The organism is Vreelandella venusta, from assembly GCF_007989605.1.
Taxonomy (GTDB): Bacteria; Pseudomonadota; Gammaproteobacteria; order Pseudomonadales; family Halomonadaceae; genus Vreelandella; species Vreelandella venusta.
On record NZ_BJUL01000001.1, the window covers coordinates 109320 to 135496 of the forward strand.

Below are 26177 nucleotides of genomic sequence, written 5' to 3' on the forward strand. Positions count from 1 at the left end.
GCTCTTTGTAACATAACGCAAAGGCCCTTCCTCCTTCTCGTGTGTTTTCCTAAGAGCCTTTAGCGGGCGCTTGGTTCCCAGCGCAGTATAGCGTGCGTATGGCTAAGCGTCAGTAGCCTGATGCTGGGCTAATTGTTGCTAACGTTTCACCCGCTTCAAATGCCTTAATATACGCAATAACTTGATCAATGGCGTCATTGAGTGGTGTAGGCGCTGCCATATGGGGCGTTACTACGACGTTTGGATGTTGCCAAAGGGGGTGGTTGGTAGGCAAAGGCTCTTCACAGAAAACGTCTAGCAGGGCACCACGCAGATGTCCTGGCTTATTGGCTTCACCGAGCGCATCGAGCAACGCCTGCTCATCAATTAGGCTGCCGCGACCGGGATTAATAACACTGGCGCCTTCGGGCAGTTTCGCTAGCTGCTCGGCGTTAAGAATACCTTCAGTAGCAGGAGTATCTGGCAAAATGGTGACTAAGCTCTGCGCTTGGCCCAGTAGCTCATCAAGACCCTCGTCACCATGCAGGCAGCGTACGCCGCTAATCTGTTTAGCTGAGCGGCTCCAGCCAAGTACCGGAAATCCTGCTTGCGACAAGTGAGTGGCTACGTAACTGCCGATTGCGCCAAGGCCTAATATGCCAACTGGCCACTGTGTTTTGTCAGGCACGGCTTGGGGCTGCCAAGTAGCGCTCTGCTGTTGAGTGGCGTAGCGGTCCATGCTGCGGTAGAAGTGCAGTACGCCATATAGCACGTAATCTGCCATGAGTTCGCCCATGCCAGCATCACGTAATTTCACGATAGGAACATCGCTTGGAAGGCCGGGTGTTTTCAGTAAGTAATCAACACCCGCTCCCAGATTAATAATGCCTTTGAGTTGGCTTTGTTCCTGCAGTAAATGCTCTGGGGCTTTCCAAACGGCAAGGTAGTCGGCGTTTTTGCGCTCATCTTCAGGTGCGTTACTTGTCAATACAGTGGCTTGGGGAAACGCTTTCTCAAGTGCGGCTTGCCACTGGGCTGAATCATCAATATGGATGACTAGTTTCATTTTTCCTCCTGACTGCATGTTAACTATGGTTACGCTACCACGGCTTACCACAATTTTTGTCATAAAGGCTTTGACCAGCAACCAAGGGTCGGTGCTAGTATCGCCCTAAGACGACATTGGCAGGCCTACTGCGGGGGTGGCCAGGTCGATCCTGTGGCCCAGCGCAGCTAACTTACAATAGATAGCGCTGGTTCTTAGTGATCTTTGATGGCGAGTTGCCCGATGACTGAGGTTTCCCTGCCCTTCACACGTGAAGAGTACGCTAATCGGCTTTGGAAAGTGCGCGCAGAGATGGCGGGCCGTGGTATTGACGTTCTGATCGTCAGTGATCCTTCCAACATGGCGTGGTTGACCGGCTACGACGGCTGGTCATTTTATGTTCATCAATGCGTATTGGTGGGCCTTGAAGGCGAACCTGTATGGTTTGGCCGCCGTATGGATGCCAACGGCGCGCTGCGCACCTGCTGGATAGACCCCGATAATATTACCTACTATCCGGATTACTATGTTCAAAATCCGGATATGCATCCAATGGAGTATCTTGCCCAATCGATCATGCCTGACCGCGGCTGGCATACCGGTGTGGTGGGCATGGAGATGGATAACTACTACTTCTCTGCTAAAGCCTACCAAAGCCTTTTGCGTGAGCTTCCCCATGCGCGCTTTATGGATGCCAACGCACTCGTGAATTGGTGCCGGGCGATTAAGTCGCCGCAAGAAATCGCTTATATGCGTGTGGCAGCAAAAATTGTTGAGGGGATGCACACGCGTATTTTGGAGGTTATTGAGCCCGGGCTGCCAAAGAGTAAGCTGGTGTCGGAAATTTACCGCGTCGGCATCGAGGGATTTGTCGACGAGAATGGTAAGGTATTTGGCGGCGATTACCCCGCTATTGTGCCGATGTTGCCAACCGGTAAAGACGCTGCTGCGCCGCACCTTACCTGGGACGACACGCCATTTCGCAAAGGTGAAGGCACGTTTTTTGAAATTGCTGGTGTCTTCAAGCGTTACCACGCGCCGATGTCGCGCACCGTATTTTTAGGTACGCCGCCAACCGACTTTATTCGTGCTGAATCCGCTTTGCTGGAAGGCATTGAGGGTGGCTTGGCTGTGGCTAAGCCGGGCAATCGTACGGCGGATATTGCCATGGCACTGGGTGCGGCGATGGATAAGTACGGTTTTGACCGTGGTGGCGCTCGCTGTGGTTATCCGATTGGCATCTCGTACCCGCCGGATTGGGGCGAACGCACGATGAGCTTACGCCCCTCAGACGAAACTATTCTTCAGCCCGGGATGACGTTTCACTTCATGCCTGGTCTATGGGTAGAAGACTGGGGGCTGGAAATTACCGAAAGCATTCTGATTACTGAAGATGGTTGTGAAACCCTGGCTAATTTTCCGCGCCAGCTGTTTGTTAAGTAGCTGTCTATACAATACAAGGGATATAAAATGACGCTTCAACCGAACCAACTGCGGCCTAGTCCTATTTCCGCCACCGTTGATTTCGACGCCGATGGCGTACAGCACGGCTTTTTAAAGCTGCCGATTTCCACCGATGAGTCTGCCTGGGGCGCGGTAATGATACCTATTACCGTGGTTAAAAATGGCGAAGGCCCCACTGCGCTATTAACGGGCGGAAATCATGGTGATGAATACGAAGGCATAACGTCGCTGTTGAAGCTCTCTTCCACGTTGAAAGCGGAAGAGGTAATTGGGCGAGTCATTATTGTACCGTGTATGAACACGCCTGCAGTCATGGCCGGAAAGCGCACCTCGCCGATGGATAAAGGCAACTTGAATCGTAGTTTTCCAGGGGACCCAAACGGCACCGTAACGTCGCAAATCGCTGATTACTTTACTCGCGTGCTGGTTCCTCTTAGCGATGTAGTGCTCGACTTGCACTCTGGTGGCCGTACGCTGGATATTTTGCCGTTCGGTGCTTCTCATGTTTTAGACGATAAGTCTCAACAGCAGGCAGCGTTGGAAGGCGCTAAGGCGTTCGGTGCTCCCTACGCGATGGTGATGTTTGAGCTAGATGCAGAAAAGCTGTTCGATACGGCCTGTGAGCGCCAGGGCAAAGTATTTGTGGCCACTGAACTTGGCGGCGGTGGCACGTCCACGCCGCAAAGCATTGCGATTGCTGAGCGTGGTGTACGCAATTTTTTGATCCATTACGGTTTGGTGCAAGGCACAGTGGAAATGCCCGAAGGTGGGCAAATGTATCTCGATATGCCTGATGCCAGCTGCTACGTGCAAAGCCAGCATTCTGGGGTGTTAGAGCTGTTAGTGGCGTTAGGTGATGAAGTGAAAAAAGGCCAAACCATTGCCTATGTTTACGATATGACCCGCAGCGGTACCGCTCCTGTGGCTTACAAAGCGGAACGTGACGGCATCTTAATGGCTCGTCGTGCGCCATCGTTAATCAATATGGGGGACACCCTGGCGGTGATTGCCGATGTTGTTGAACGCCTGGAGGCGTGACAACTCGCATGATGAAATTGGACCGTTATGATTTAAAAATTCTCGATATTCTCTCTCGGGATGGACGAATCACTAAGTCGAAGCTGGCAGAAGCCATCAACCTCTCGGTGAGTCCCTGCTGGGAGCGAGTTAAACGTCTGGAAAATGCGGGCGTTATCGAAGGATATAGCGCGCGCATTAATGCTGATGTATTAGTGCCGCGCAACGCCGTATGGGTGCAGATTGAGCTTAAACAGCACAATGCCGAAAGCTTTTCTCGCTTTGAAGCATTAGTCATGCAAACGCCAGACGCCACAGAGTGCGTGGCGGTAGGTGGCGGTGTGGATTATTTGGTGAAGTTTGAAGTATTTTCCATCGACAGTTATCAACGCTTGATCGATAGTTGGTTGGTCTCGGACGTAGGAATAGAGCGTTACTTTACCTATATCGTGACCAAGTCGGTCAAGCGGACCGAACCAAGCATTGGATCAAATGACTTCTTGTAATGCTGGTTTGTGTAAATCGATCTGCATAAATCGAATTTAACAATCTTTTCCCAGTGCATGATCAACGCTATTTCAGCGTTTCGTTGGCTTAACATGAAATTTAATGCCACTCACCATTCGCTTAGTGAAAGCCATCCATCAATGAATTGGCTAAGCAGAAACAGTCAGATCGCCTAACGCAGAGAGAAACTAATGTCATATTTCACCATTGCCGGTGTTCAAATGCATGCCCTGCACCATGGCGACAATACCGAGGCTATGCGCCATCGGATCGATGCGCTAATGAATCGTTTTCCTCAGGTTCAAATGGTGCTGTTCAGCGAATTAATGCCAATGGGAGCCTCACCGCTCCACGCCCAGGCGTTGCCCAGCGATACCGAAGCATTTTTTTGCCAATTGGCGGCGCAACACCGCATTTGGTTAATTCCGGGATCAATGTTCGAGCAAGTCGGCGAGCATACTTACAATACCTTGGTAGTGATTAACCCTCTGGGCCAAGTTGTAACGCGTTATCGTAAGATGTTTCCGTTCCGGCCTTACGAAGCTGGCGTAGAAAGTGGCAGTGAATTCGTGGTCTTCGATGTGCCAACCATAGGTCGCTTTGGCGTTTCTATCTGTTATGACATGTGGTTTCCCGAGACGACTCGTACCCTGGCTTCAATGGGGGCCGAAGTCATTCTTCACCCCACGATGACCGATACCATTGACCGAGATATTGAGCTGTCAATTGCCCGCACTAATGCGGCGATCAACCAGTGTTACTTCTTCGATATCAATGGCGCTGGCGCGTTGGGGAATGGCCGTTCTATCGTTGTTGGCCCCTCTGGCGATGTGATCCATCAAGCGGGTATTGGTGAAGAAGTCATCCCCATCGAAATTGACCTCAACCGTGTCCGCCGCGAGCGCGAAACAGGGTTGCGCGGTTTGGGGCAGCCACTGAAAAGTTTCCGTGACCGTGAAGTCGATTTTTCGCTGTACCGTAGCGAAAACGGATCCTCTCCTTTCCTTGACACCTTAGGACCACTTGCTAAACCTGTACGTACTGACCAAGACATTTTTTAGGAGTCTATTTGGCTTACCCAATCATCACGAGAAGAATGGATTTCGCGCCAGTTGGATGATTAATTTAGGCGATTATCGCGATATTTAGCGAAACTCCTAGGCAGCACTAGTTCAACACGGCCTTCAGTACGTGTCATACAAGGAGCGAAAACAATGAATAAAATAACGTCCATTGCAGATGTCCGTAGATATTTTTTAAACAATAAAGAGCCGGTTTACTTTATTTCTGCGACGAACTTCAATCTTCTGGGTATCGGTGATTGGGTAGGTAGCTTCCGCCATATTAACTATATTGACTGCTTTGAAGGCAAACAGCGTAATGTCTTTGTGCCTAAGCAGAAGTTTCCCCGCGACTTCGAGAGCATTGAGGATATTAATAACTATCTGCTTGAGCACAAAGAAGTTATTGATTTCATTCAATCACGCGCCAATGGTGAAAGCGCTGGGGTGGCATCATTTTTAATGTTCGATGAACACACCGAAGACGTTTGTGAGCAGCTGGGCCTGCGGGTTGCCTTCCCCCCTGCTGAACTGCGCAAGCGGATGGATAATAAAATTGAGACGGTACGTATTGGTAATAAAGCGGGTGTGCCCAGCGTGCCCAACGTGTTGGCCAGAGTAGGCAGTTATCAGGAGCTTCTAAAGGTCAGCGAGTCGCTTGGTAACGATTTAGTGGTGCAGACCGCGTTTGGCGATTCTGGTCACACCACCTTCTTTATTGCCAGTGAAGAAGACTATTACAAACATGCCGAAGAGATCGAGGCCGAACCCGAAGTCAAGATCATGAAGCGCATCAACTGTCGCGGCTCAGCGATAGAAGCTTGTGCCACGCGTTGCGGTACGGTTGTCGGCCCGTTGATGACAGAGCTGGTAGGCTTCAAATCATTGACTCCTTATAAGGGCGGTTGGTGTGGCAACGAAATGTTCGCTGGCGCCTTTAGTCAGGAAGTGCGTGATTTAGCGCGTGAGTACACCTTTAAGTTTGGTGAAGCACTGCGTGAAGAGGGCTATCGAGGCTATTTTGAGCTCGATTTCCTGATTGATATGGATACCAATGAAGTGTATCTGGGTGAGCTTAACCCCCGTGTGACAGGCGCAAGCTCACTGACGAACGTGGCGGCTTTTGCGCATTCTGATATTCCACTGTTTCTGTTTCACCTGCTTGAGTTTTCGGATGCCGATTTTGATCTGGACATCAATGATATCAATGAGCGCTGGGCGCATCCTGAAAGTGTCGACAGCTGGAGCCAGCTGGTTATCAAGCATACCGATGAAAGCGTTGACCTATTAACGGAGGCGCCTACTACCGGTGTATGGCGTATGAATGCTCAAGGCGAGATTGCTTATGATCATTACAGCTATCACCCCCACGCGGCAGAGAGCGAGCATGAAGCCTTTTTTCTGCGCATTAGTGGTGCAGGAGACTTCCGTTATGAAGGAGCCGACCTGGGTATTTTGATCACCCGAGGGCGGTTAATGGATGATGACTTCCAGCTTAATGAGCGTGCCAAGGCTTGGATAGATGGCATTCGTCGCCAGTACACCGGACAAGCCTTGCAAGATCCAGTGGTGGAGGAAGTTGCCGTCAGCCACGCTATCGGCGGTGGCAACTTCAAAATTCTTTAATCATGGACAGCAACTTTGCTGCAGGCCGGGCGCCTGGTGTGGAGCTGGACAAAGCCTTGACGTTTCGCACCGTGCATGAAGAGGTGGCGGGGCCAAAATGGCAATCGTTGTTCCATTATCACTGGCCTGCCTATGAGCCCTGGTACCTGGCTGAAGGTGAGCGTGAGCGTCCCTCTTATCTGGAGTGTCATAACGCCTTACGCAAGCACATGCCTGAGCTGCTAGTGACTTATCGGACGTTGTGTGAAGTCGCCGGTGGCGGGGATCTCTCGTCACGGCTACTGAGTTTGTATCGTCCGCCGCCGTATATTACTGGTTGCTCGCAGGCGGTATTAACAAGGCCGACGTCAACGTTGCTGGCACGCAACTATGATTATCCGCCGGAGCTATGTGAGGGCACTATTCTCTACACCCGCTGGAATCAGCGTCGTGTTATTGCCATGTCTGATTGCCTTTGGGGCGTGCTGGACGGAATGAACGATTCCGGGCTTGCTGTTTCGCTAGCCTTCGGTGGGCGCAAGGTGGTGGGGGATGGCTTTGGTGCACCGATTATTCTTCGTTACATCCTCGAATTCTGCGATACCGTGCCCGAAGCCGCCGCGGTACTTGCCCGAGTGCCTACCCATATGGCCTACAATATCACCGTGGCAGACGCCTCAGGGCGTTATGTTACGGCGATGATTGCGCCGGATAGCCGTGCCAGCATTCGGCGAGTGCCAGTGGCTACCAATCATCAAAAGAAAATCGAATGGTATGCCCATGCGCTGGCCTCTGAAACCTTGATTCGTGAGCGTCAGCTCTCAATTCTGGTGGACGATGACGCTACCACTGCAGAGCGGCTAATTTCGGCTTTCTCCGCTCCCCCTTTGTTTCGCCATGACTATCGGCGTGGCCTGGGGACAGTGTATACCGCGGTATATCGCACCAAGGAAAAACTTACCCAGTTCCGTTGGCCCGGCAGGGTATTAAATTTGAACTTTGATGAGTTTCCAGAGGAGCAGATTACCGTGCGTTATGGCTCCCGCGGACTGTATGGCTGATGAGTACTGTTGCTGAGGCAAGTGTCGTTGCCAGATAAATACCTAAAAAGGATGGGTGTCGTTATGCAAGAGAATAATTCAACCGAAACTTCCTACACCGCCCTGGGTTTTTATCACAAAATCTCCCAACTTCGTGCTGATACCTGGAATGAACTTAAACGTGATTTAGGTATTCTGACGCGCCTTAAAGAAGAAGATCGCGCCAAAAACTTGATTAAAGCTATCGACATCAAGCTAACGCGCTTAGAGATTATTGAGGACTACCACGCATTTCCATCTAAAGAGGATTTTCGCCATCTTTGGACGCTATTTAATCGCGCTGAATATGCGCTGTTGGATAAAGTCGTTAAGCGTTTGGTGAGGGCATTGATCAGTGAGTCTTATCGTCGACGGCATGTGGATCTCTCTGAGACGGATGCGGGCGCTGAAGACATGGAAGCACTGGACGCCCTTAATCAACTTCGCCGCGGGCACCCGGCTTCCAATAGTTCGGCGCAACCTTACTTTGAACTGCTGATCGTAGACAATCTTTCTAACCAAGAAGAAGACGTGGTGCGTGAAGCATTTCACAATATGCGCCGTCCTGAAGATCGCTTTGTTTACGATGTTGTAACGGTAAAAAGCTTTGAAGATGCGTTGATTGCCATACTGGTTAATCCAAATATACAAGCCTGTCTGATTCGCTATGAATTCCCATATAAGTCAAAGTATAACCTCAGTGCTTTGCGTAATTATCTGGAAGGTCTCTCAGAAAATGAGCTGGAGCACCATAGCGAAGCTGATCGCAGTATCCTACTGAGTTCGATGATTCATGAGTTGCGCCCAGAAATTGATCAATTCCTGGTGACGAGCGGTGATGTTGAAGCCACGGCAAGTCGCGATATTAAGCACTTTAATCGTATTTTCTACCGTGAAACGGATTACATAGAACAGCATCATACGATTCTACGCGCCATTGATAATCGCTATCGCACACCGTTCTTTGATGCTCTGCGTGAATACAGTAGAAAACCCACTGGGGTGTTTCATGCCATGCCCATTTCCAGGGGCAAGTCAGTGACTCGATCTCACTGGGCAGGGCACATGATCGACTTCTACGGCATTAATATTTTTCTGGCAGAAACATCCGCAACATCGGGGGGATTAGACTCGCTGTTGCAACCGTTTGGGCCAATCAAAAAGGCACAAGAGTACGCAGCCCGCGCCTTTGGAGCTCGTCGTAGCTTCTTTGTGACTAATGGTACGTCCACTGCCAATAAGATTGTGGTGCAGGCGCTGATTAAGCCGCGAGACATTGTGTTGATTGATCGTGACTGTCACAAGTCGCATCATTACGGCATGGTGTTAGCCGGTGCACATGTCAGTTATTTAGACTCCTATCCGCTTGACGATTATTCCATGTATGGCGCGGTGCCGCTGCATGAAATCAAGAAAACGCTGCTGTCCTACAAGCGTTCCGGGCAGTTGCATAAAGTTAAGATGTTGTTGCTGACCAATTGCACCTTCGATGGCATCGTCTATAACGTGCGCCGGGTGATGGAAGAGTGTTTAGCGATTAAACCAGATCTGGTTTTTCTTTGGGATGAAGCATGGTTTGCCTTCGCTGGTTTTAACCCGACGTATCGGCCACGCACCGCTATGAATGCGGCACGCACGTTGCGAGATCGTTACCGCAGTGATAGCTATCGGGAGGAGTATGCGGCTTGGAAAGCCGAGTTTGATAAGCTTGATCCGGAAGATGACGCTACATGGCTGGACCAGCGACTGATGCCCGATCCAGACGAGGTACGCATTCGCGCCTATGCCACCCATTCAACCCACAAAACACTGACCTCGTTACGCCAAGGCTCAATGATTCACGTGTGGGATCAAGATTTTCGCCAGAAAGTGGAGGCTTCTTTCCACGAAGCCTATATGACCCACACTTCTACCTCGCCCAATTATCAGATTGTGGCATCGCTGGATGTGGGAAGAATGCAGGCAGAAATGGAAGGTTTCGAACTGGTACATGCCCAGGTTGAGACGGCGCTTTCGCTGCGCGAGCAGCTCTACACCCACCCATTACTGCAGAAATATTTCCGTGTATTAAAAAATAGCGATATGGTGCCCGAAGCCTACCGTGAGTCGGGGGTAGAGTCCTATTACGACCCGGTGACGGGGTGGAATAAAATGGAGGAAGCCTGGGCACGAGACGAGTTTGTGGTTGACCCTACCCGGGTCACGATTGCCATTGGTAATACGGGCGTTGATGGCGATACCTTTAAAAATGAATACCTGATGAATAAGTACGGGATTCAGATCAACAAGACTTCCCGCAACACCGTCCTGTTTATGACCAATATCGGCACAACACGGGGCTCTATTGCCTACTTGCTGGATGTGCTGATCAAGTTGGCTAAAGAGTTCGAATATCGCTTGGAAGACAGTAGCCGCCCTGAGCGAAAAATCATCGAAAATCAGGTGCATTCTCTGAATCATGATTTGCCGCCACTACCTGACTTCAGTCGTTTTCACGACGCCTTCCGGCCGAATCCCGATACGCCCCAGGGTGATATTCGTTGTGCTTACTTTCTGAGTTACGACGAAGAGAATACTGAGTACTTACGCTTCGATAATGGCAAGTTGCAGTCGCAAATGCGTGCTGGACGCGATGTTGTATCGGCAAGTTTTGTCATCCCTTATCCGCCAGGATTTCCGGTATTAGTGCCAGGGCAGGTCATCAGCGAAGAAATTTTAGCCTTTCTGCAAGCATTGGATGTCACTGAGATCCATGGCTATCGGCCGGAGTTAGGGCTAGTGGTGTTTACTGAGGAGGCTTTGATTAACCCCGCAGCAGGTTAAATGCAGCAGATTAAATAGAGGCGCTGCCAAAAAAAATCACTATAAAGCAAGCTTTCACAAAAAAAGCGCCGGAATTATCCGGCGCTTTCAAAAACACTTCGTGCGGTATCTCCCTTACGCTAGACACACTGAAACAGCCCATCGAGACGTTGGGCTGTAGAGCGATTTTTTAGCAACATTTTTCTGTGCAACGGTTTGTCGCCTGAGATTGGCTTCACCGTAACTGGCTGCAACCTGGGGAGGTGCCCATGACCACATTATCGACCACGCTCACTAAGCGCTTGGAAGATCCGCGTCTGTTCCGGCAGTACGCCTACGTAAACGGTAAATGGACCCACGGTGATGGCGGCCGAGAAGAAACGGTGTTTGACCCAGCGACCAATGAAGCCATTGGCCACATCCCCTTGCTGGAAGCTGAGCAAATTACCGCTGCCGTAGATGCTGCTGAAACTGCTTTTGTGCAGTGGCGTGCTCTACGCGCCGACGAGCGCTGCGAGCGTTTGTTGGCATGGTACGATTTGATTCAAGCCAATCGTGAAGACCTAGCCACCATCATGACGCTGGAGCAGGGCAAGCCGCTGCCGGATGCCCGTGGCGAAGTAGAGTACGGTGCCAGTTTCGTGCGTTGGTTCGCTGAAGAGGGCAAACGCACCTACGGTGAAACCATTCCCAGCCATATTCCCAATGCATCGCTGGGCACCATTAAAGAGCCGGTAGGCATTGCGGCGATGATTACGCCGTGGAACTTTCCGCTGGCTATGATTACCCGCAAGGCCGCAGCGGCGTTGGCCGCTGGATGTCCGGTGATCATCAAGCCTGCCAATGAAACGCCGTTTTCTGCGCTGGCACTGGCGGAGCTTGCCGAGCGCGCAGGTATTCCAGAAGGTATTTTTAACGTCGTACTGGGGGATCCTGCAGAAGTTTCTAACATTTTGTGCAGCGAGCCGCGTATCCGCGCGCTCTCTTTCACTGGCTCCACCCGTGTTGGCCGCTTGTTGATTGAGCAAAGCGCAAATACGGTTAAACGGCTATCGCTGGAATTAGGTGGCAACGCGCCGTTTATCGTTGGTCCGGATATGGATCCCAAAGAGGCAGCTTATGCTGCAGTCTCGGCCAAGTTTCAAACGGCCGGGCAAGATTGCCTAGCCGCTAACCGCATCTTGGTTCACGAATCTATCCATGATGCGTTTGTTGAGCAATTTACCGAGCGCATGGCGGCACTTACCGTGGGTAACGGTTTGCATGGGGAAGTTGACTTGGGCCCGCTGATTCATCGCCAGGCGGTCGAAAAAGCAGCGTCGATTGTTGATGATGCGATTTCCAAAGGTGCCACGATGATTGCTGGTGACCAGAGCCAAGCACCGGGCGATAACTTCTTTATGCCAGTGCTGTTGACCAACGTAACCGCACAAATGAAAGTCTGGCGTGAAGAGAACTTTGCCCCGGTGGCCGGCATTACCGCTTATAGTACCGATGACGAAGTTATTGAAATGGCCAATGACACCGAATACGGCTTAGCGGCTTATATCTACACCCATGATATTCGCCGCATCTGGAAGCTAATGCGGGCGTTGGAGTACGGTATGGTTAGCGTCAACTCGGTGAAAATGACAGGTCCACCGGTACCTTTTGGTGGCGTCAAACAGTCCGGCCTTGGACGTGAAGGCGGCGCTACCGGTATCGATGAGTATTTAGAAACGAAGTACTACTGCCTTGGGGCATTAGGTTCAGTGTCAGGAAGTTGATATCAATCGGCTTTATTAATTTAAGCATCCTCCCCACACGGTGGGGAGGGACTGTATAGAGAGAACGTTATGAGCTTGCATCAGGATCTGATCGAACGCGACCGTAAAGTCACTTTTCACGCTTCTACCCACCTGCGCGACTTTGCACACGGCGATTTGCCCGGTCGCGTTATCACGGGTGGTAAAGGTATTAATATCGTAGATAAAGATGGCCGTGAGTTTATCGACGGCTTTGCGGGCCTTTACTGCGTCAATATCGGTTATGGCCGCACCGAAGTAGCTGAAGCAATTTATAAGCAAGCGCTAGAACTTTCTTATTACCACACTTATGTAGGCCACTCGAACGAGCCGCAGATTGAACTTTCTGAGCGTGTACTGAAAATCGCAGGCATGAACATGTCCAAGGTGTATTACGGCATGTCAGGCTCTGATGCGAATGAAACACAGCTCAAAATTGTGCGTTACTACAACAACGTGCTGGGGCGTCCGCAGAAGAAAAAAGTGATCTCGCGTATGCGTGGTTACCACGGTTCTGGTATCGCCTCTGGTTCGCTAACCGGTCTTAAAGCATTCCACGACCATTTTGACCTGCCAATCGAAACCATTCGCCACACTGAAGCACCGCACTACTATCTGCGCGCGGCAGAGCAGCACGGTATGACAGAGCTTGAGTTTTCTGCCTACTGTGCCGAGAAACTAGAGGCAATGATTCTGGAAGAAGGCCCTGACACCGTCGCAGCATTTATCGGTGAGCCAGTGCTGGGTACCGGTGGTATCGTACCGCCGCCAGAAGGCTATTGGGATGCGATTCAAGCAGTGCTGAACAAGTATGACGTGTTATTGATAGCTGACGAGGTCGTGTGTGGCTTTGGCCGTACCGGCTCAGACTTCGGTAGCCACCATTACAACATGAAGCCTGATTTGGTTACCATCGCGAAAGGGCTTACCAGTGCTTACCAGCCGCTTTCTGGCGTGATTGTTGGCGACAAAGTATGGAAAGTGCTTGAGCAGGGGACAGGTGAGTTTGGTCCCATCGGCCATGGCTGGACCTATTCAGGTCATGCACTAGGCTGTGCCGCTGGCCTTGCCAACTTGGATATTATCGAGCGCGAAAATCTAGTTGGTAACGCTGCTGAAACTGGCGGCTACTTCCAGCAGCAGCTGAAGGCCACTTTTGAGGGCCACCCGTTACTTGGCGACGTGCGCGGCGTTGGTCTAATGGCCGCTCTAGAGTTCTCACCAGACGCCAAACAGCGCCTGCATTTCGACCCGGCGTTGAAAGTTGGCCCGCGTGTTGCCGCAGCGGCAATGGAAGAAAACCTGATCGCTCGTGCGATGCCACAAGGTGATATTCTGGGCTTTGCGCCGCCACTGACTATTAACCGTGGTGAAGTTGACGAAATGATTGGTCGCGCCAAGCGTGCCATTGATCGCGTGACTGATGAGCTTGTACGTTCCGGTGATCTTAAAACTGGTGAGCAAGAAGCGGCCTTTACGATTTAATAGCGCTTAAAGCTGTCCAAACGCCGCTGCCTATATCGCAGCGGCGTTTTTGTTTTTGAGCAGGGCGGCTATGCTAAATGCAGGAGATCAATTATCTCCCACCCTTATCCGGTCCATCAGGCTAGGAGTTATCATGCAAACGGTACTTGCTTTTGATGTATACGGAACGCTCATTGATACCCAAGGGGTAACGGTTGAGCTAGAACACCGCCTAAGTGATGCCGCCAAAGCTGGGGATTTTGCTAAGCGCTGGCGGGAAAAACAGCTTGAATACAGCTTTCGCCATGGTTTGATGGGGGCCTACGTGCCGTTTTCGGAGTGTATCCGGGAGGCATTAGTGTTCACTGATCGTGCGATGCAAAGCGGTCTTTCTGATAACGACCATGACCACTTAATGGCGGTTTATGCGGAGTTGCCTGCATTCCCAGATGTGCTGCCTGCCCTAGATCAACTTCGCGATGCCGGAATTCGCTGCGTGGCATTTTCTAACGGCACTCAAGAAGCCGTCACTAAGCTACTGGCCCGCGCAGGTGTGGAAAACCACATGGATACGGTGGTAAGTGTTGATGACGTTAAGCGCTTTAAACCTGATCCTGCGGTATACGCTTACTTACGAACACGCTTAGAAGCACGCCCAGAGCATACCTGGCTGATTTCCAGCAATCCTTTTGATGTGATTGGAGCAACGCATGCAGGTTTACATAGTGCCTGGGTGCGCCGCCACTCTGATGCGCCCTTCGACCCCTGGGGAGGCGAGCCGGATATGACAGTGCCTGATTTGGAAGTGTTGGCTGAACGGATGAGTCGTTAGGTTGTTAACCCACATCGACAAGCCGCATAATGATGGCCTTTTAACCGGTTAGGAAGTCAGCATGTCGGAAAAAATATACTGTATCGCCAGCTTTAAGCCCAAAGCTGGCAAAGAAGAAGCGGTATTTAAAGCACTGCAGTCTTTAGAGCCGAACACCCATCGCGAAGATGCGTGTATTCACTACACTGTGACTCGGCAAATCGACAATCCGTTTGCCCAGGGCACCAGCTACCCGATTGTGTTTCATGAAATTTGGGCCAGCCGAGAAGAGTTTGAAGCTCATTGTCAGCGCAAAGAGATACAAGACTTTTTTGCTAAGCACGTTGAGTCTCCCGACGGCGATATTGAAGACGCCAATGTGTGTGTTTATACCGACGAACCGTGGAACTTCGACGCTCCCAAGGTGTAAAAGCGGTAACGGTGTAGCATGAGTAAGCGTTGTACCTAGATGGCGGAGCCAACATGACCGAAAAGAAAATGAACGTCGAAAGCTTTAACCTGGATCATACCAAGGTTAAAGCACCTTACGTGCGTTTGGCCGATATTAAAGAAGGCCAAAATGGCGACCGTATTCACAAGTATGATCTGCGTATTTGTCAGCCCAACAAAGAGCACATGGAGATGCCTGCACTGCACTCCCTTGAGCATCTGATGGCTGAAATGTCGCGTAACCACACCGATAAGGTGGTTGATATCAGCCCGATGGGTTGCCAAACCGGTTTTTATATCGCGATGATTAACCACGACGATTATAACGGCGTGCTAAGCATTATCGAGCAAACGCTCAACGATGTACTGACGGCCACGGAAGTACCTGCCTGTAATGAAATGCAGTGCGGCTGGGCTGCCAGCCATAGCCTGGAAGGTGCCCAAGCGCTAGCTAAAGGCTTGTTGGCTAAGCGCAGTGAGTGGACCGACGTATTTGCTTAAACGGTAAATGAAAGAGCGCAATATCAGCAATACGCCTCCTTACTGGGGGCGTTTTAGTGTTGGGCCAGTAACCACAATGGAAAACGCTTGATAACGTTAAGCATGGGAAAGACATAGAACATCACTGCGCTATCAATCGAGCAGTGATGTTCAAGCAGTTTAAAATACGACGGTTTGATTCAATCAGATTATTGCGTGGCCGAAAAATTCTCGGCAGCTGCTTCTAGTACGGCTAATGCAGACTCGGCGTCTTCAAACCCAAGACCTTCCATACCACCATCAAGGCCTTTGTAATTCGCGAACCAGATATCAACAATCTGGCTAACACCAGGAAACTCACTATCGAGTTGCTGCATGCTTTCAATATGGGCAAACGGAGAATCCTGGGTAAGTACCGCCACCAGTTTGTCGTCTTGCTCACCGTCATCTAACATTTTTAAAACGCCAATAACACGTACATCTACGACTTCACCACGCGGTAACGCTTGGCCTAAGACGATGACATCGAGTGGGTCGCCGTCACCGCCTAGTTCTTTAGGCAGGGCAGTACCAGGGATAGCGCCATAATTGCCGGGATAACCCAGGTAATTTACAACGCGCGGCTCGCCGTCTTTATATTCCCAATAAACCGCGTTCGGGTCTTCTTTGCTAACTTCCCATTTGGCAGATGTGCCTGTGGGTATTTCGATAATGGCGTTGGCATAACCATTGCTATTAATGGCATCCATCGCCATTAAATCGACATCACCGACAATGGTGAAATCATCTTTTAGGGTCATGGCTGAGGTATAGGGCGTTGTTTCAGAAAAGGCTAGATTGCCTAATGACTCAGCATGCGCCGTAGACGTTAACATCGAGATGCTTATCACACCTGCAAGCAGTAGTTTGTTATGCATGACCATTCCCGTAAGCAATTTAATTCAGTCAACTTTATCAGGGGGGAGTGACGAATTAGTGACAGGGAATTGATGATCAAGCGGGGTCTATCGTTAGCAGTAGCCGCTTTTGACCTGCCTCCAAAGAGGGACTGCGGTGCACTAAGCCATGCTTTTCGCAGCCTTCCCAACCGCTGCCTTTTAGTAACGCGATATCACCGGGCTGCAAACGCTGAATGGCGGCTGGGTCGTTGATAATGTCTGGGCGATCAGGCGTTGGCGCACCTAGCCCCGCGCGATTAATCGCATTTTCAGGTAACCATTCACTACCTGGGCCGACGTAGGTGGTCACTAAACGTACCGGCAAGTTGTCGCAGTGAAAACGTGGGCACATCGCTGCTGTTAATAAGCGTAGGCGAATGCCCACGGTATCGGTATCAAACAGGAACGCGATGGCTTCAGCAACGGTTGCGACATCGTTAACCAGCGCCTCTCCCGCTGAGGGCTCTGGGAGCTTGCGCCGTAAGTCATTTTTGAAGTCATCTGTCGGGCTGCCAAGCCATGCATACTGCCAATCTCGCGATGTCTGGCTCTGTGCGTTTGCGCTAAGCGCTACATCGGCGGGCAGAGAGCGCTGCAGAATAGCGATGTTAATCTGCTCTTCAAATATACGTGGCAGTACGCTGATGTCGGTATCCAGTGCGGCGTGTTGCGGTAACACCCAAGATGCTGCTTGATGAAAGGGTGGGGTTGGCATTTAGGTCTCCTATTACGCTGTAGCAGTGCATCGCATTGAGAAAGGTTAGGTCGCGGAGCTATATTTGTTATGTTATAACGTTTTTATCAATAGGAGGCCATACATTGCAACCCGATATCACTCAGTTAGTAACTGCCAGAACAGACAGTGGTGCTGAATTCCCAGATGTAAAAAAAGCTGAGGAGGCTTTGCTGCTGGCTTCATCAGAAGACGAGTATATGAATGCCGCGCAGCTTGCATTTTTTCGCCAACGGCTTTTAAACGAGCGAGCCGAGCTTGAAGCACATTTAAACGAAGTGAAAATGGCTATCGCCTCCCATGAGCGAGATAGTGACGAGGCTGACCAAGCTTCTTTTGAGGAGGAACTGCGGTTGGCGCTTCGCCAAGCTGATCGCGAAAGCAGGTTGATCACTAATATTGATGCGGCTCTTAAACGTATTGAAAGTGGGGACTACGGTTTTTGCGAGGAAACCGGTGAGCCAATTGGTCTTCAACGACTACTTTTTAGGCCAACGGCGAAGCTAAGCATTGAAGCGAAAGAGCGTCAGGAGCGTAAAGAGCACCATTTCCGTAAGGCTCGGGGGGAGTGATGCAGTTCTCAACACTGACGCCGGTTAACGTACTGACCGGCTTTTTAGGGAGCGGTAAGACAACGTTGCTCAATCGCTGGGTACGCCAAGCGTCAATGCAAAACACGCTGATCGTAATTAATGAGTTTGGTGATATTGGACTTGATCATCAGCTGATTACCCAGAGTGATGAGCAAGCGGTGGTGGAGATGAGCAGCGGCTGTTTGTGCTGCACATTGAGGGGAGACTTAAGCCGCACGTTAAAGCAGGCTATCGACTCGCTGTTGGCAGAGGGAAAGCCAGCACCTTCCCGTGTTGTTATTGAAACCACAGGACTGGCTGATCCCGCCCCTATTTTACAGCTGCTAATGACCGATCACTGGCTTGCCCATCGTTTTCAATTAGATAGCGTAGTGTGCTGTGTTGATGCCGCGAACGGCGAGGCAACGTTGCAGGCGCATCGCGAGTCACAGCGCCAGATAGCGATAGCTGACCGATTACTTATCACCAAAACTGACTTAGTCGACGAAGTTCGTCTAACACCACTGGCTAACCAGCTCGCGTCCATCAACCCCGCCGCAGAGCAGTGGCAGGTGGTGAACGGTAATCTTTCGCCCGAGCTATTGGTAGGTGCAGGGCTTTTTCGTCGGGATTCTCAACGATACCAGGTAGAGCAGTGGCTTAAATCAGCACGTTATAGCGTTATCCATGTTGAAGACGTTAAGCACGAGGAGAAGCAGCAGGGCGGCAGTAGCGCTGATGCTGTACCGCCTTCTAGCCAGCCAACGCTGACTCGTCATGGCGAGAATATCAATGCGTTTTGTTTTTGCGTTGAGGCGCTAATTACTCCAGATGCTTTAGAAAATTGGCTGGATCTATTGATGTCGCTGATGGGTGAGAAGATGCTACGTATCAAAGCGATTGTGCACCTTACCGATCGTGATGAGCCACTCGCGCTGCACGGCGTCCAGCACATTTTCCACCCGCCAACGCCTCTGCCGATGCAGTGTGTTAACGACCGTGTTTCTCGGTTTGTCTTCATTACTCAAAATGTCGCGCCCGCCACTGTGGCTCAGCTTTACCGTTTTTTCACACCCACTAGCACTGCGACGACCTTATCAACTGATCCAACAGCTAACTCACCAACCAACTTATCAACTAACTCACCAGCTAACTCACCAACTAACGAGGCGATTTAATGACGGCTTTTACTTTACCCGATATTGCCCGGCAACCTGCGCGTTTACCGGGTACGCTTTCCTGGGTTGGTATGGAGGGCATTGCCTTGCCAGTAAAACTGGCAGGGTGCCAAGTGAACGCCAATGTATCAGCGGGCGTTAGCCTTGAAGCAGCCGATGCTCGTGGTATCCATATGTCTCGGCTGTATACCGCATTAGATGCATTAGAGCATCAACCGCTAACCACTACGTTAATTCATCGTGTTCTTGCGGCCTTTCTAGAGAGTCACCAAGCATTATCAGAAAACGCTTATCTATCGTTTAGTGGAGACGCATTACTCAAACGCGACGCGCTTATCAGCCCTTTGTCAGGGTGGCAAAGCTATCCGTTTACGCTGCGCAGCCAGCTCACACCGTCAGGTTTCAAGGTAGAGCTAGATGTATCCGTTGGTTACTCCTCAACATGCCCCTGCTCAGCGGCATTAGCGAGACAGCTAATTCAGCAAGCGTTTAGCGAAGATTTTGAAGAGATTCCCTTAACCAAGCAGACCGTACTGGCATGGTTGGGTAGCGAGGAAGGGGTGCTTGCTACTCCTCATAGTCAGCGCAGTGTTGCCCACTGCTCAATACGGTTGGTAGGAGACGACGTCATTCCGCTTACCGATCTTATTGAACGTATTGAGAACGCCCTGGGGACAGCGTTACAGACAGCTGTTAAACGTATTGATGAGCAAGCGTTTGCGCTCGCCAATGGCCAAAATCTGATGTTCTGCGAAGATGCCGCCAAACGTCTGGACGGAGCGCTTAGAAAGATGGCTGATATTTCAGGGTTCCAACTAAAAGTAGTGCACGCAGAAAGTTTGCATGCCCACGATGCAGTGGCAAGAAGCGAATGGCAGTGGTGAGAAATGTTCATGAGAAATGTTGTTTGCTGGCTGTAAGAGAATAAACATGTGTTTATGCATTGACACCAAGCATGCGTGGCCTTATATACCTCTCATCATCCATCACTATGAGCTCCCATGTTCCTTCTCATCACGATTGCTACCTTTTCAATCGCGTTCTCTTTTCTGTGCTCCATCCTTGAAGCAGCGTTGCTGTCTATTACGCCAAGCTATATCGCCAAGCAAAAAGAAGATAACCCCAAGCTTCATGCCGCGCTGACGAAGCTAAAAACCAATATCGATCGGCCGTTGGCGGCGATTTTAACCCTTAACACCATCGCGCATACGGTTGGTGCGACGGCGGTGGGGGCGCAGGCCGCGGTCGTGTTTGGCGAAGCCTCTATTGCCATCGTGTCTGCCGTCATGACCATGCTGATTTTAATTCTTTCTGAAATCATACCCAAAACGATTGGCGCTACCTATTGGCGAGGTCTCTCACCGGTGTTGCCGCGGTTACTGAACCCAATGATCATTGGGTTGCTGCCGTTTATCTGGATGTCCGAACAGATTACGCGCCGCTTAGGAAAGTCAGAGCATGATGTGGACTTGCGCGATGAAATAAAAGTGTTGGCGCGGGTAGGGTTAGAAGAGCAAGTATTGGATGCGGATGAGTCGCGCACCATTATTAACATGCTGAATTTGCATGAAATAGTGGTTAATAAAGCGATGACGCCCCGTACTGTCTGTGAAACGGTATTGCCTAACATGACGGTTAAGGAGTTTGACGAGCAGTATGGCAAAATGCCATTCACGCGTTTTCCTGTGATGGACAACGGTGAGCAGGCATTTGGTTATGTGCATAAGGCCGACATGTATCACGCCGATGATGCTAAAACCATGCGTGAGCTGATGCACCCCATTGGTAGTGTCGACGTGTCAAATAATGTCGAGCAGGTGTTTACATCAATGTTGAAGGATCATTTGCATATGCGGGTGGTCTATGATGAACACGGCACCTTTGTGGGGCTTATCACTCTGGAAGACATTATTGAGACGATATTAGGTCAAGATATTGTCGATGAAACTGACAGCGTGGCTAACTTGCGCCACTATGCGAAACAGCGCTGGGTAAAGCGCATCAAGCGGGAAGAGAAAGACATCACATCGCAGGATTGATCACAGCCGATGTTGCAATGCTATAGCGCGAAACGTTCTATAGTGAAGGCGTTGAAAGTCATATAAGGTATTAAGGTCACTTGACCCTAATAAGGAGGAACGATGTCATTACGTATCAATGCGGTAGTGCCTGATTTCGAAGCAGAAACCAGCCAAGGCCCGATTCACTTTCACGACTGGATCGGCGATAGCTGGGCGATCCTCTTTTCTCACCCCAAAGATTTTACGCCGGTCTGCACCACTGAATTCGGCGCAGTGGCAACGCTGAGCCCCGAATGGGAAAAGCGCGGCACCAAAGTCATTGGCGTTTCTGTGGATGGCGTTGAAGACCACAAACGCTGGGCAAGCGATATCGAGAAAGTTTGTGGCAATACGGTAGGCTTTCCCATTATTGCCGATGAAGGCCTAAAGGTTTCCAAGCTGTTCGATATGCTGCCAGAAGATGCTTATCTGCCAGATGGCCGCACTCCCGCTGATAGTGCAACGGTACGCTCGGTGTTCATTATCGGGCCGGATAAGCAGCTGAAACTATCGATGACCTACCCGATGACGGTTGGCCGTAATTTCGCAGAAATCCTGCGTGCGCTGGATGCACTGCAAGCCACGGCAAAACATGGCGTTGCAACGCCTGCTGACTGGACAGTTGGTCAGGACGTTATTATTCCGCCGAGTGTGTCTGATGAAGATGCCAAGCAGAAATTCGGTGAATTTGACGCTGTTCTGCCGTACCTGCGTAAAACGAAACTGCGCTAATAAGTTAACGCTACTGCGTTTTAAGACCGAAAACTCGCCATGCTTATGGCGAGTTTTCTTATTATGCAGATGCTAAAGAGAGAGTCGTTCGATGGAGTGAGAAACATTCTGCGCACCTTGCAAAATTTCGCTCACAATTGACTCTATTTCTTTAACACTCGTTTGACTGCTTTCACCTTGTTTGACCACTTGCTGCATTGCCTGGGTGGTGCGGGCAACAAGTGCATTATTTTCTTTTAGAACCCGAGCGATTTCGCTCACCGCTGCGCTTGATCCTTTGGCTAATTGGCGTACCTCATTTGCTACAACAGCAAATCCACGGCCCTGTTCACCTGCTCTTGCTGCTTCTACCGCGGCATTTAATGAAAGTAAGTTTGTTTGGCTGGCAATTTGCGCGATTGATGCAGTGATTTTGTTAATCTGTTCTGCTTGTTGGTTTAGTGCAGTGATTAGTTGCTGTGCTTCGTTGAGCGTATGGGCGGCATGCTGTGAGTCAGCAAGTACCGTTTGCAAGTGGGTTAATCCATTTTGAGCAATTCGCTCGGTTTGGCTAGATGACGCTTGGGCGTTGCTGACAGTGGCTTTAGCCGCTTCGGTTGCCAGCATTGCTTGAGTAATATCGGTCGCAAACTTAACGATCTTTACCACCTTACCCTTGTCATCAAAGATAGGATTATAAGTAGCTTCCAGCCAAACGGTGCCTCCTTGGGCGTTTAGGCGTAAGAACTTACCCTGCTTATACTCTCCTTGGCTTAAGCGCTGCCAGAAATCTGGGTGTTCTCGGTAAAAATCATTATTGCAGAACAGTCGATGATGTTCGCCACGAAGCTTGTGCAGTGGATACCCCATTACTTGTTCAAAATTAGGGTTGGCATCCAGAATGAAGCCGTCAGTTGTGAATTCAATGACTGCCATTGAGCTATCTAGGGCTTGAAGAATGAAGCGCTCGCTAGCAGCGTTTTGGTGCTCTTTGGTCACGTCATTGGCTACTTTAAAAATCTGTACAACCTTGCCACGACGGTTCTTGATCGGTAGATAGGTGGCCTCAAGCCATACCTCTTCGCCAAGTGCGTTCATGCGCCGAAAACGCCCCTGCTGGCTTTCACCTGCTGCAAGTGATTTCCAAAAATTATCATATTGCGGGTTAGACGTTTCTTCAGGAAAACAAAAAATACGGTGATGCTGCCCCTTAATGTCAGCCAATGAGTAACCCATAGAGGCTAAAAACGGCTCACTAGCCTCTTGGATAATGCCTTCCGATGAAAAATAGATACAAGCAGTATGTTGGGCTAGGGCGCTACGTAAGGCGTCAGAAGCGAAATATGCGAGCATTGGTAGTCCCTTAAATCTAGTCTGTTGTCATCTGAGAATAGCATGATAGTAGATCAGATCTTAATAAAAGGCACTCTGTTTGTAATGGTTTTGTACAAATAAATAGTATGCTAGCCTCGCCTAGCTATTGGGGGCATATCGGGGGAGTGCTAAGGCTAGAAAAGCCTAGTTGGGTAAACCACGCGGTGGCGTTGCCGCCTGTATTGTCACCATCGCTCATTAAGGCGATACCGTTGACTTGGCTAGGAGCGCTGCCAAAAAGAGCTTGGTAGTCCGCACGGACATCGCGTACTTCTGCCACCCATTCCCCAACGGCGCTATTGCCACTTTGCAGCGCCATCAGCTGTGCTCGGTCAGTAAAGGCATTTGGCCATGACGTACCCTGGGGCTGGGTTGAAGCCCATACGTAATTAACCGATTCGATTTGCCAGGGAAGAATGCCTGTTTTGCGAGCTACGTAAACCCTTGCAGGATAGTCATCGCCCGCTTTCGTTGTTTCATCAACGCCCGGATAGATTGAGTCTACTTGCCAGCACCAGTGAAGATAGGGCGTTGCATTTAAATCAATATCGCGTTCCAGGTAGCGTGCAGAGGCCTGGCCCTGAGCATTGGCTTCAAGCACTCGCTGGCCTGATTGCTCAACAATGGAGTAGTGTGTTTCGCCTTCGAAGCTACGGGTAGGCCAGGTCATGATTTGATTGGGGGTAAAGCGTATTTCTTGCCCGCTAGCGGTTGTGAGCAATAACGAGCTAAAAAATAGGCTCGCTAGTGCTGTTGCTTTGGTGGGGAAAGCGCTAGCGAGGCTCATAGCGACCACCGCTTTCTGTCGGGTTTTTTGGTGCAACGGGGTGGTACTCACCAATTTTGTGAAGCAGGTCAAATTGGCGGGCACAGGCGCGGCAGGCGCTACACATCGAGAGATGTAGGCGTAGTGCGGTACGTTCGCGGAAAGTGAGCGTTCTATCTTGCTTAAGTGACATCAAACGCGTTGCTTCACGGCACATTAGCATCTTTATTGGCTCCTACTGAATCCAGCCGTTATCCAAACACGCCCTTAACCTTAACCGTGCTCGGTGTAAGATAACCCAGCAGTTAGTTTCTGTTATGTCGAGTTCCTTACAAATATCCTGTGTCGATAGCCCCATCAGCTCTCGTAAGGTAAATACCCGCGCGATACTGTCGGGTAGTGCTATTAGACAGGCATCGAACACTTGCCAGAAGCGCTGGTTCTCTAAAATATGCTCAGGTTCTCCCCAGTCGTGGGGGCGGGCGCTGGGCTGCCAATGCCCATTTGATTTGAATAGCCGGTCTAACGTGTCCTCGTCGATTGGGTCATTTAGCGGCTGCCAGCGACCCTGTTTTTTCTGCTGGCGTAGATGGTCAAGTATCTTAAATTTCAAGATGCCGAATACCCAGGTTTCAAACTCTGAGCGTCCTTCAAATGAATTGGTTTTTTCAAACGCGGTGAGTAACGTTTCCTGAACGGCATCTTCAGCGGCAGCACTCTCCCTAAGCTGCAAGCGTGCAAAGGCAAGCAGGCGGGGGCGTATATGACTGAAATGCTCGGCAGCTTGCTGTGAGGAGATAGGCAATGTGAGTTTCCCTAAGCTAAGAAACGTTAGACTTAAAGCTCAAGGATCCCATCACCGCGTAAGATGCGGTGCGGTGACGGGAGAAGCACCTAAACAGTTAAGCCGTTAAATGCTCTACGAGCGCTTGGGCAAATGTATCGGTTGTGCCGGTGCCACCCATGTCGGGTGTCACCATATCGCGGCGTGTTTCCAGCACCGCGCGAATTCCGTGACGAATAGCATCGCCTTTTTCGTTCATGCCTAAGTGGTCAAGCATTTGGGCGGCTGCTAGCAGCAGGGCGCAAGGGTTGGCGATTTTTTGTCCGGCAATATCCGGTGCTGAACCATGAACTGCTTCAAAAATAGCAGCCTTTTCGCCAATGTTAGCACCGGGCGCGAGGCCTAACCCGCCCACTAGTCCAGCACAGAGATCAGAAAGAATATCGCCAAACAGGTTGGTGGTGACAACGACATCGAACTGGTGCGGATTCATCACCAACTGCATGCAGGCGTTATCTACAATCATTTCCTGGAATTCGATATCGGGATACTCTTTGGCGACTTCCCGAGCGACATCCAAAAACAGGCCAGAGCTGGTTTTAATGATGTTAGCTTTATGTACAGCGGTGACTTTTTTACGACCGTTATTTTTGGCTAACTCAAACGCATAGCGCACAATGCGTTCGGAACCCTGGCGGGTAACCTTGATGACTGAAATGCCGGTATTGCCATCGTCAATCATCTCTTGGCCATCAGAGAGATAGGCCCCTTCGGTGTTTTCGCGCACGGTAATCATATCGATATCGTTGTAACGCGAACGTGTGCCGGGGAAGCTAATCGCAGGGCGCACGTTGGCGTACAAGTCAAAATGACGACGCAGCTGCACGTTGATGGAGGAGAAACCCTTGCCAATAGGGGTGGTCAGCGGGCCTTTCAGGGCAATACCGTACTTCTCGATGGCATCAAGCGATTCTTGAGGAATCAGCGTACCGTGTTTTTCAAGCGCCGCCAGGCCAGCATCGATAAACTCATAATTCAGGCCGCACTCCAGCGCATCAAGTACGCGCAGGGTGGCATCCATAATTTCTGGGCCGATACCGTCGCCTTTAATCACCGCAATTGACTGACTCATCATCTATTTCTCCTCTTTGGCGGGCATATTCGGCACGTGACTATGTGTGCCGCATCAACATAAAACGTTGGCCATTGTCATCGTTTCTGGTGGCGCAATGGTACGCCACAATCAGTCGCGAGGTCACCCTGCCTAAGTAGAGGTGGGGCGTGTCAGCGCGTATTACAGTGTGGGCTACGAAAACGGCGTGAGATGCAATGCGGCTGTGGTGCTGTTAGAATACGGCGCTTTGTCGCACCTTGCTTATTGCAACCGTACAGAATATTACTTATGACTGCTTTTACTCGCATCTTTTCTGGGCTGATGACTCCGCCCTAAGTAATTCCCTCCTTTATATAAGCGCGTGACGCCTATCGCGTTATGTCGGCGCTTGTGCATCCT

The 26177-nt window shown here is 50.4% G+C and carries 25 protein-coding genes; 17 read left to right on the forward strand and 8 right to left on the reverse strand.

Annotated elements, in window-relative coordinates; translation table 11 throughout:
- Window positions 1-109: 109 nt before the first annotated feature.
- Window positions 110-1045, reverse strand: a complete 936-nt coding sequence (locus HVE01_RS00510) for a 2-hydroxyacid dehydrogenase (protein WP_146941802.1) — start codon at window positions 1043-1045, stop codon at window positions 110-112.
- 222 nt (window positions 1046-1267) lie between these two features.
- Here HVE01_RS00510 and doeA point away from each other — a divergent pair, with 222 nt between their 5' ends.
- From doeA to HVE01_RS00570, 12 genes are all read left to right on the forward strand, one after another.
- Complete coding sequence (gene doeA / locus HVE01_RS00515; protein WP_125751004.1) at window positions 1268-2467, forward strand: ectoine hydrolase DoeA; 1200 nt, start codon at window positions 1268-1270, stop codon at window positions 2465-2467.
- Between the two features lie 27 nt (window positions 2468-2494).
- The gene (gene doeB, locus HVE01_RS00520; RefSeq protein WP_146941804.1) at window positions 2495-3526 is read left to right on the forward strand and encodes a N(2)-acetyl-L-2,4-diaminobutanoate deacetylase DoeB; all 1032 of its coding nucleotides are present in this window, start codon (window positions 2495-2497) and stop codon (window positions 3524-3526) included.
- An 8-nt stretch (window positions 3527-3534) separates the two neighbouring features.
- Window positions 3535-4011 carry an Lrp/AsnC family transcriptional regulator gene (locus HVE01_RS00525; protein ID WP_125750998.1) on the forward strand — a complete coding sequence of 159 codons (477 nt, stop codon included), beginning with the start codon at window positions 3535-3537 and terminating at the stop codon, window positions 4009-4011.
- Window positions 4012-4203: 192 nt separating this feature from the next.
- Complete coding sequence (locus tag HVE01_RS00530; RefSeq protein ID WP_125750995.1) at window positions 4204-5073, forward strand: carbon-nitrogen hydrolase family protein; 870 nt, start codon at window positions 4204-4206, stop codon at window positions 5071-5073.
- A gap of 153 nt (window positions 5074-5226) precedes the next feature.
- Window positions 5227-6699, forward strand: coding sequence for a biotin carboxylase (locus tag HVE01_RS00535; RefSeq protein WP_125750992.1), 1473 nt, complete (start codon window positions 5227-5229; stop codon window positions 6697-6699).
- A gap of 56 nt (window positions 6700-6755) precedes the next feature.
- Window positions 6756-7739, forward strand: a complete 984-nt coding sequence (locus HVE01_RS00540) for a C45 family autoproteolytic acyltransferase/hydrolase (RefSeq protein ID WP_240645101.1) — start codon at window positions 6756-6758, stop codon at window positions 7737-7739.
- Window positions 7740-7802: 63 nt separating this feature from the next.
- Window positions 7803-10580, forward strand: coding sequence for an aminotransferase class I/II-fold pyridoxal phosphate-dependent enzyme (locus HVE01_RS00545; protein ID WP_146941806.1), 2778 nt, complete (start codon window positions 7803-7805; stop codon window positions 10578-10580).
- A 248-nt stretch (window positions 10581-10828) separates the two neighbouring features.
- Window positions 10829-12325: an NAD-dependent succinate-semialdehyde dehydrogenase gene (locus tag HVE01_RS00550; protein WP_125750986.1), complete on the forward strand. Its 1497-nt coding sequence runs from the start codon at window positions 10829-10831 to the stop codon at window positions 12323-12325.
- Window positions 12326-12394: 69 nt separating this feature from the next.
- Window positions 12395-13828, forward strand: a complete 1434-nt coding sequence (locus HVE01_RS00555; RefSeq protein WP_125750983.1) for an aspartate aminotransferase family protein — start codon at window positions 12395-12397, stop codon at window positions 13826-13828.
- Window positions 13829-13961: 133 nt separating this feature from the next.
- Window positions 13962-14639 carry a haloacid dehalogenase type II gene (locus HVE01_RS00560; protein WP_125750980.1) on the forward strand — a complete coding sequence of 226 codons (678 nt, stop codon included), beginning with the start codon at window positions 13962-13964 and terminating at the stop codon, window positions 14637-14639.
- A 61-nt stretch (window positions 14640-14700) separates the two neighbouring features.
- Entirely contained in the window at window positions 14701-15048 is a 348-nt protein-coding gene (locus tag HVE01_RS00565; protein WP_009721375.1) for a putative quinol monooxygenase, read from the forward strand.
- 53 nt (window positions 15049-15101) lie between these two features.
- A complete protein-coding gene (locus HVE01_RS00570; protein ID WP_146941808.1) occupies window positions 15102-15569 on the forward strand; it encodes an S-ribosylhomocysteine lyase in 468 nt (155 codons plus the stop codon).
- Window positions 15570-15757: 188 nt separating this feature from the next.
- On the opposite strand, the gene HVE01_RS00575 is transcribed toward HVE01_RS00570, so the two are convergent.
- Both HVE01_RS00575 and HVE01_RS00580 read right to left on the reverse strand, forming a co-directional pair.
- Window positions 15758-16465 carry an inorganic diphosphatase gene (locus tag HVE01_RS00575; protein ID WP_125750974.1) on the reverse strand — a complete coding sequence of 236 codons (708 nt, stop codon included), beginning with the start codon at window positions 16463-16465 and terminating at the stop codon, window positions 15758-15760.
- 76 nt (window positions 16466-16541) lie between these two features.
- The gene (locus HVE01_RS00580; protein WP_125750971.1) at window positions 16542-17201 is read right to left on the reverse strand and encodes a DUF1826 domain-containing protein; all 660 of its coding nucleotides are present in this window, start codon (window positions 17199-17201) and stop codon (window positions 16542-16544) included.
- Between the two features lie 104 nt (window positions 17202-17305).
- Between HVE01_RS00580 and dksA the strand changes: the two genes are divergently transcribed.
- The 5 genes from dksA to HVE01_RS00605 all read left to right on the forward strand — a co-directional run bounded on the left by dksA (window position 17306) and on the right by HVE01_RS00605 (window position 21761).
- Complete coding sequence (dksA, locus tag HVE01_RS00585) at window positions 17306-17791, forward strand: RNA polymerase-binding protein DksA (RefSeq protein WP_186808790.1); 486 nt, start codon at window positions 17306-17308, stop codon at window positions 17789-17791.
- On the forward strand, window positions 17791-18969 hold the full coding sequence (locus HVE01_RS00590; protein ID WP_244973749.1) for a CobW family GTP-binding protein: 1179 nt from the start codon (window positions 17791-17793) through the stop codon (window positions 18967-18969). The genes dksA and HVE01_RS00590 overlap by 1 nt, the downstream gene beginning before the upstream one ends.
- Window positions 18969-19853, forward strand: coding sequence for a GTP cyclohydrolase FolE2 (folE2, locus tag HVE01_RS00595; protein WP_146941810.1), 885 nt, complete (start codon window positions 18969-18971; stop codon window positions 19851-19853). Before HVE01_RS00590 ends, folE2 begins: the two co-directional genes overlap by 1 nt.
- Before the next feature lie 117 nt (window positions 19854-19970).
- On the forward strand, window positions 19971-21008 hold the full coding sequence (locus HVE01_RS00600) for a CNNM domain-containing protein (RefSeq protein ID WP_146941812.1): 1038 nt from the start codon (window positions 19971-19973) through the stop codon (window positions 21006-21008).
- 102 nt (window positions 21009-21110) lie between these two features.
- On the forward strand, window positions 21111-21761 hold the full coding sequence (locus HVE01_RS00605) for a peroxiredoxin (RefSeq protein ID WP_038477728.1): 651 nt from the start codon (window positions 21111-21113) through the stop codon (window positions 21759-21761).
- 72 nt (window positions 21762-21833) lie between these two features.
- Here HVE01_RS00605 and HVE01_RS00610 read toward each other — a convergent pair whose 3' ends face one another.
- From HVE01_RS00610 to HVE01_RS00630, 5 genes are all read right to left on the reverse strand, one after another.
- Window positions 21834-23093, reverse strand: a complete 1260-nt coding sequence (locus HVE01_RS00610; RefSeq protein WP_125750957.1) for a methyl-accepting chemotaxis protein — start codon at window positions 23091-23093, stop codon at window positions 21834-21836.
- A gap of 124 nt (window positions 23094-23217) precedes the next feature.
- Window positions 23218-23901 carry a DUF3047 domain-containing protein gene (locus tag HVE01_RS00615; protein ID WP_146941814.1) on the reverse strand — a complete coding sequence of 228 codons (684 nt, stop codon included), beginning with the start codon at window positions 23899-23901 and terminating at the stop codon, window positions 23218-23220.
- Window positions 23888-24103 carry a zf-HC2 domain-containing protein gene (locus HVE01_RS00620; protein WP_146941816.1) on the reverse strand — a complete coding sequence of 72 codons (216 nt, stop codon included), beginning with the start codon at window positions 24101-24103 and terminating at the stop codon, window positions 23888-23890. Before HVE01_RS00620 ends, HVE01_RS00615 begins: the two co-directional genes overlap by 14 nt.
- Before the next feature lie 12 nt (window positions 24104-24115).
- Window positions 24116-24685, reverse strand: coding sequence for a sigma-70 family RNA polymerase sigma factor (locus HVE01_RS00625; RefSeq protein ID WP_125750949.1), 570 nt, complete (start codon window positions 24683-24685; stop codon window positions 24116-24118).
- Between the two features lie 97 nt (window positions 24686-24782).
- The gene (locus tag HVE01_RS00630; RefSeq protein ID WP_146941817.1) at window positions 24783-25796 is read right to left on the reverse strand and encodes an isocitrate dehydrogenase; all 1014 of its coding nucleotides are present in this window, start codon (window positions 25794-25796) and stop codon (window positions 24783-24785) included.
- Window positions 25797-26177 lie beyond the last annotated feature (381 nt).

Excerpts from the sequence above, each read along its gene's own strand:
- HVE01_RS00580 (WP_125750971.1), bottom strand. The coding sequence starts at position 17,201 with ATGCCAACCCCACCCTTTCATCAAGCAGCATCTTGGGTGTTACCGCAA.
- HVE01_RS00550 (WP_125750986.1), top strand. The coding sequence starts at position 10,829 with ATGACCACATTATCGACCACGCTCACTAAGCGCTTGGAAGATCCGCGT.
- HVE01_RS00570 (WP_146941808.1), top strand. The coding sequence starts at position 15,102 with ATGACCGAAAAGAAAATGAACGTCGAAAGCTTTAACCTGGATCATACC.
- HVE01_RS00620 (WP_146941816.1), bottom strand. The coding sequence starts at position 24,103 with ATGCTAATGTGCCGTGAAGCAACGCGTTTGATGTCACTTAAGCAAGAT.
- HVE01_RS00600 (WP_146941812.1), top strand. The coding sequence starts at position 19,971 with ATGTTCCTTCTCATCACGATTGCTACCTTTTCAATCGCGTTCTCTTTT.
- HVE01_RS00510 (WP_146941802.1), bottom strand. The coding sequence starts at position 1,045 with ATGAAACTAGTCATCCATATTGATGATTCAGCCCAGTGGCAAGCCGCA.
- HVE01_RS00525 (WP_125750998.1), top strand. The coding sequence starts at position 3,535 with ATGATGAAATTGGACCGTTATGATTTAAAAATTCTCGATATTCTCTCT.
- folE2 (WP_146941810.1), top strand. The coding sequence starts at position 18,969 with ATGACGGCTTTTACTTTACCCGATATTGCCCGGCAACCTGCGCGTTTA.
- HVE01_RS00605 (WP_038477728.1), top strand. The coding sequence starts at position 21,111 with ATGTCATTACGTATCAATGCGGTAGTGCCTGATTTCGAAGCAGAAACC.
- HVE01_RS00615 (WP_146941814.1), bottom strand. The coding sequence starts at position 23,901 with ATGAGCCTCGCTAGCGCTTTCCCCACCAAAGCAACAGCACTAGCGAGC.
- HVE01_RS00530 (WP_125750995.1), top strand. The coding sequence starts at position 4,204 with ATGTCATATTTCACCATTGCCGGTGTTCAAATGCATGCCCTGCACCAT.
- HVE01_RS00610 (WP_125750957.1), bottom strand. The coding sequence starts at position 23,093 with ATGCTCGCATATTTCGCTTCTGACGCCTTACGTAGCGCCCTAGCCCAA.
- doeA (WP_125751004.1), top strand. The coding sequence starts at position 1,268 with ATGACTGAGGTTTCCCTGCCCTTCACACGTGAAGAGTACGCTAATCGG.
- HVE01_RS00575 (WP_125750974.1), bottom strand. The coding sequence starts at position 16,465 with ATGCATAACAAACTACTGCTTGCAGGTGTGATAAGCATCTCGATGTTA.
- HVE01_RS00590 (WP_244973749.1), top strand. The coding sequence starts at position 17,791 with ATGCAGTTCTCAACACTGACGCCGGTTAACGTACTGACCGGCTTTTTA.
- HVE01_RS00545 (WP_146941806.1), top strand. The coding sequence starts at position 7,803 with ATGCAAGAGAATAATTCAACCGAAACTTCCTACACCGCCCTGGGTTTT.
- HVE01_RS00565 (WP_009721375.1), top strand. The coding sequence starts at position 14,701 with ATGTCGGAAAAAATATACTGTATCGCCAGCTTTAAGCCCAAAGCTGGC.
- doeB (WP_146941804.1), top strand. The coding sequence starts at position 2,495 with ATGACGCTTCAACCGAACCAACTGCGGCCTAGTCCTATTTCCGCCACC.
- HVE01_RS00630 (WP_146941817.1), bottom strand. The coding sequence starts at position 25,796 with ATGAGTCAGTCAATTGCGGTGATTAAAGGCGACGGTATCGGCCCAGAA.
- HVE01_RS00555 (WP_125750983.1), top strand. The coding sequence starts at position 12,395 with ATGAGCTTGCATCAGGATCTGATCGAACGCGACCGTAAAGTCACTTTT.
- HVE01_RS00560 (WP_125750980.1), top strand. The coding sequence starts at position 13,962 with ATGCAAACGGTACTTGCTTTTGATGTATACGGAACGCTCATTGATACC.
- HVE01_RS00535 (WP_125750992.1), top strand. The coding sequence starts at position 5,227 with ATGAATAAAATAACGTCCATTGCAGATGTCCGTAGATATTTTTTAAAC.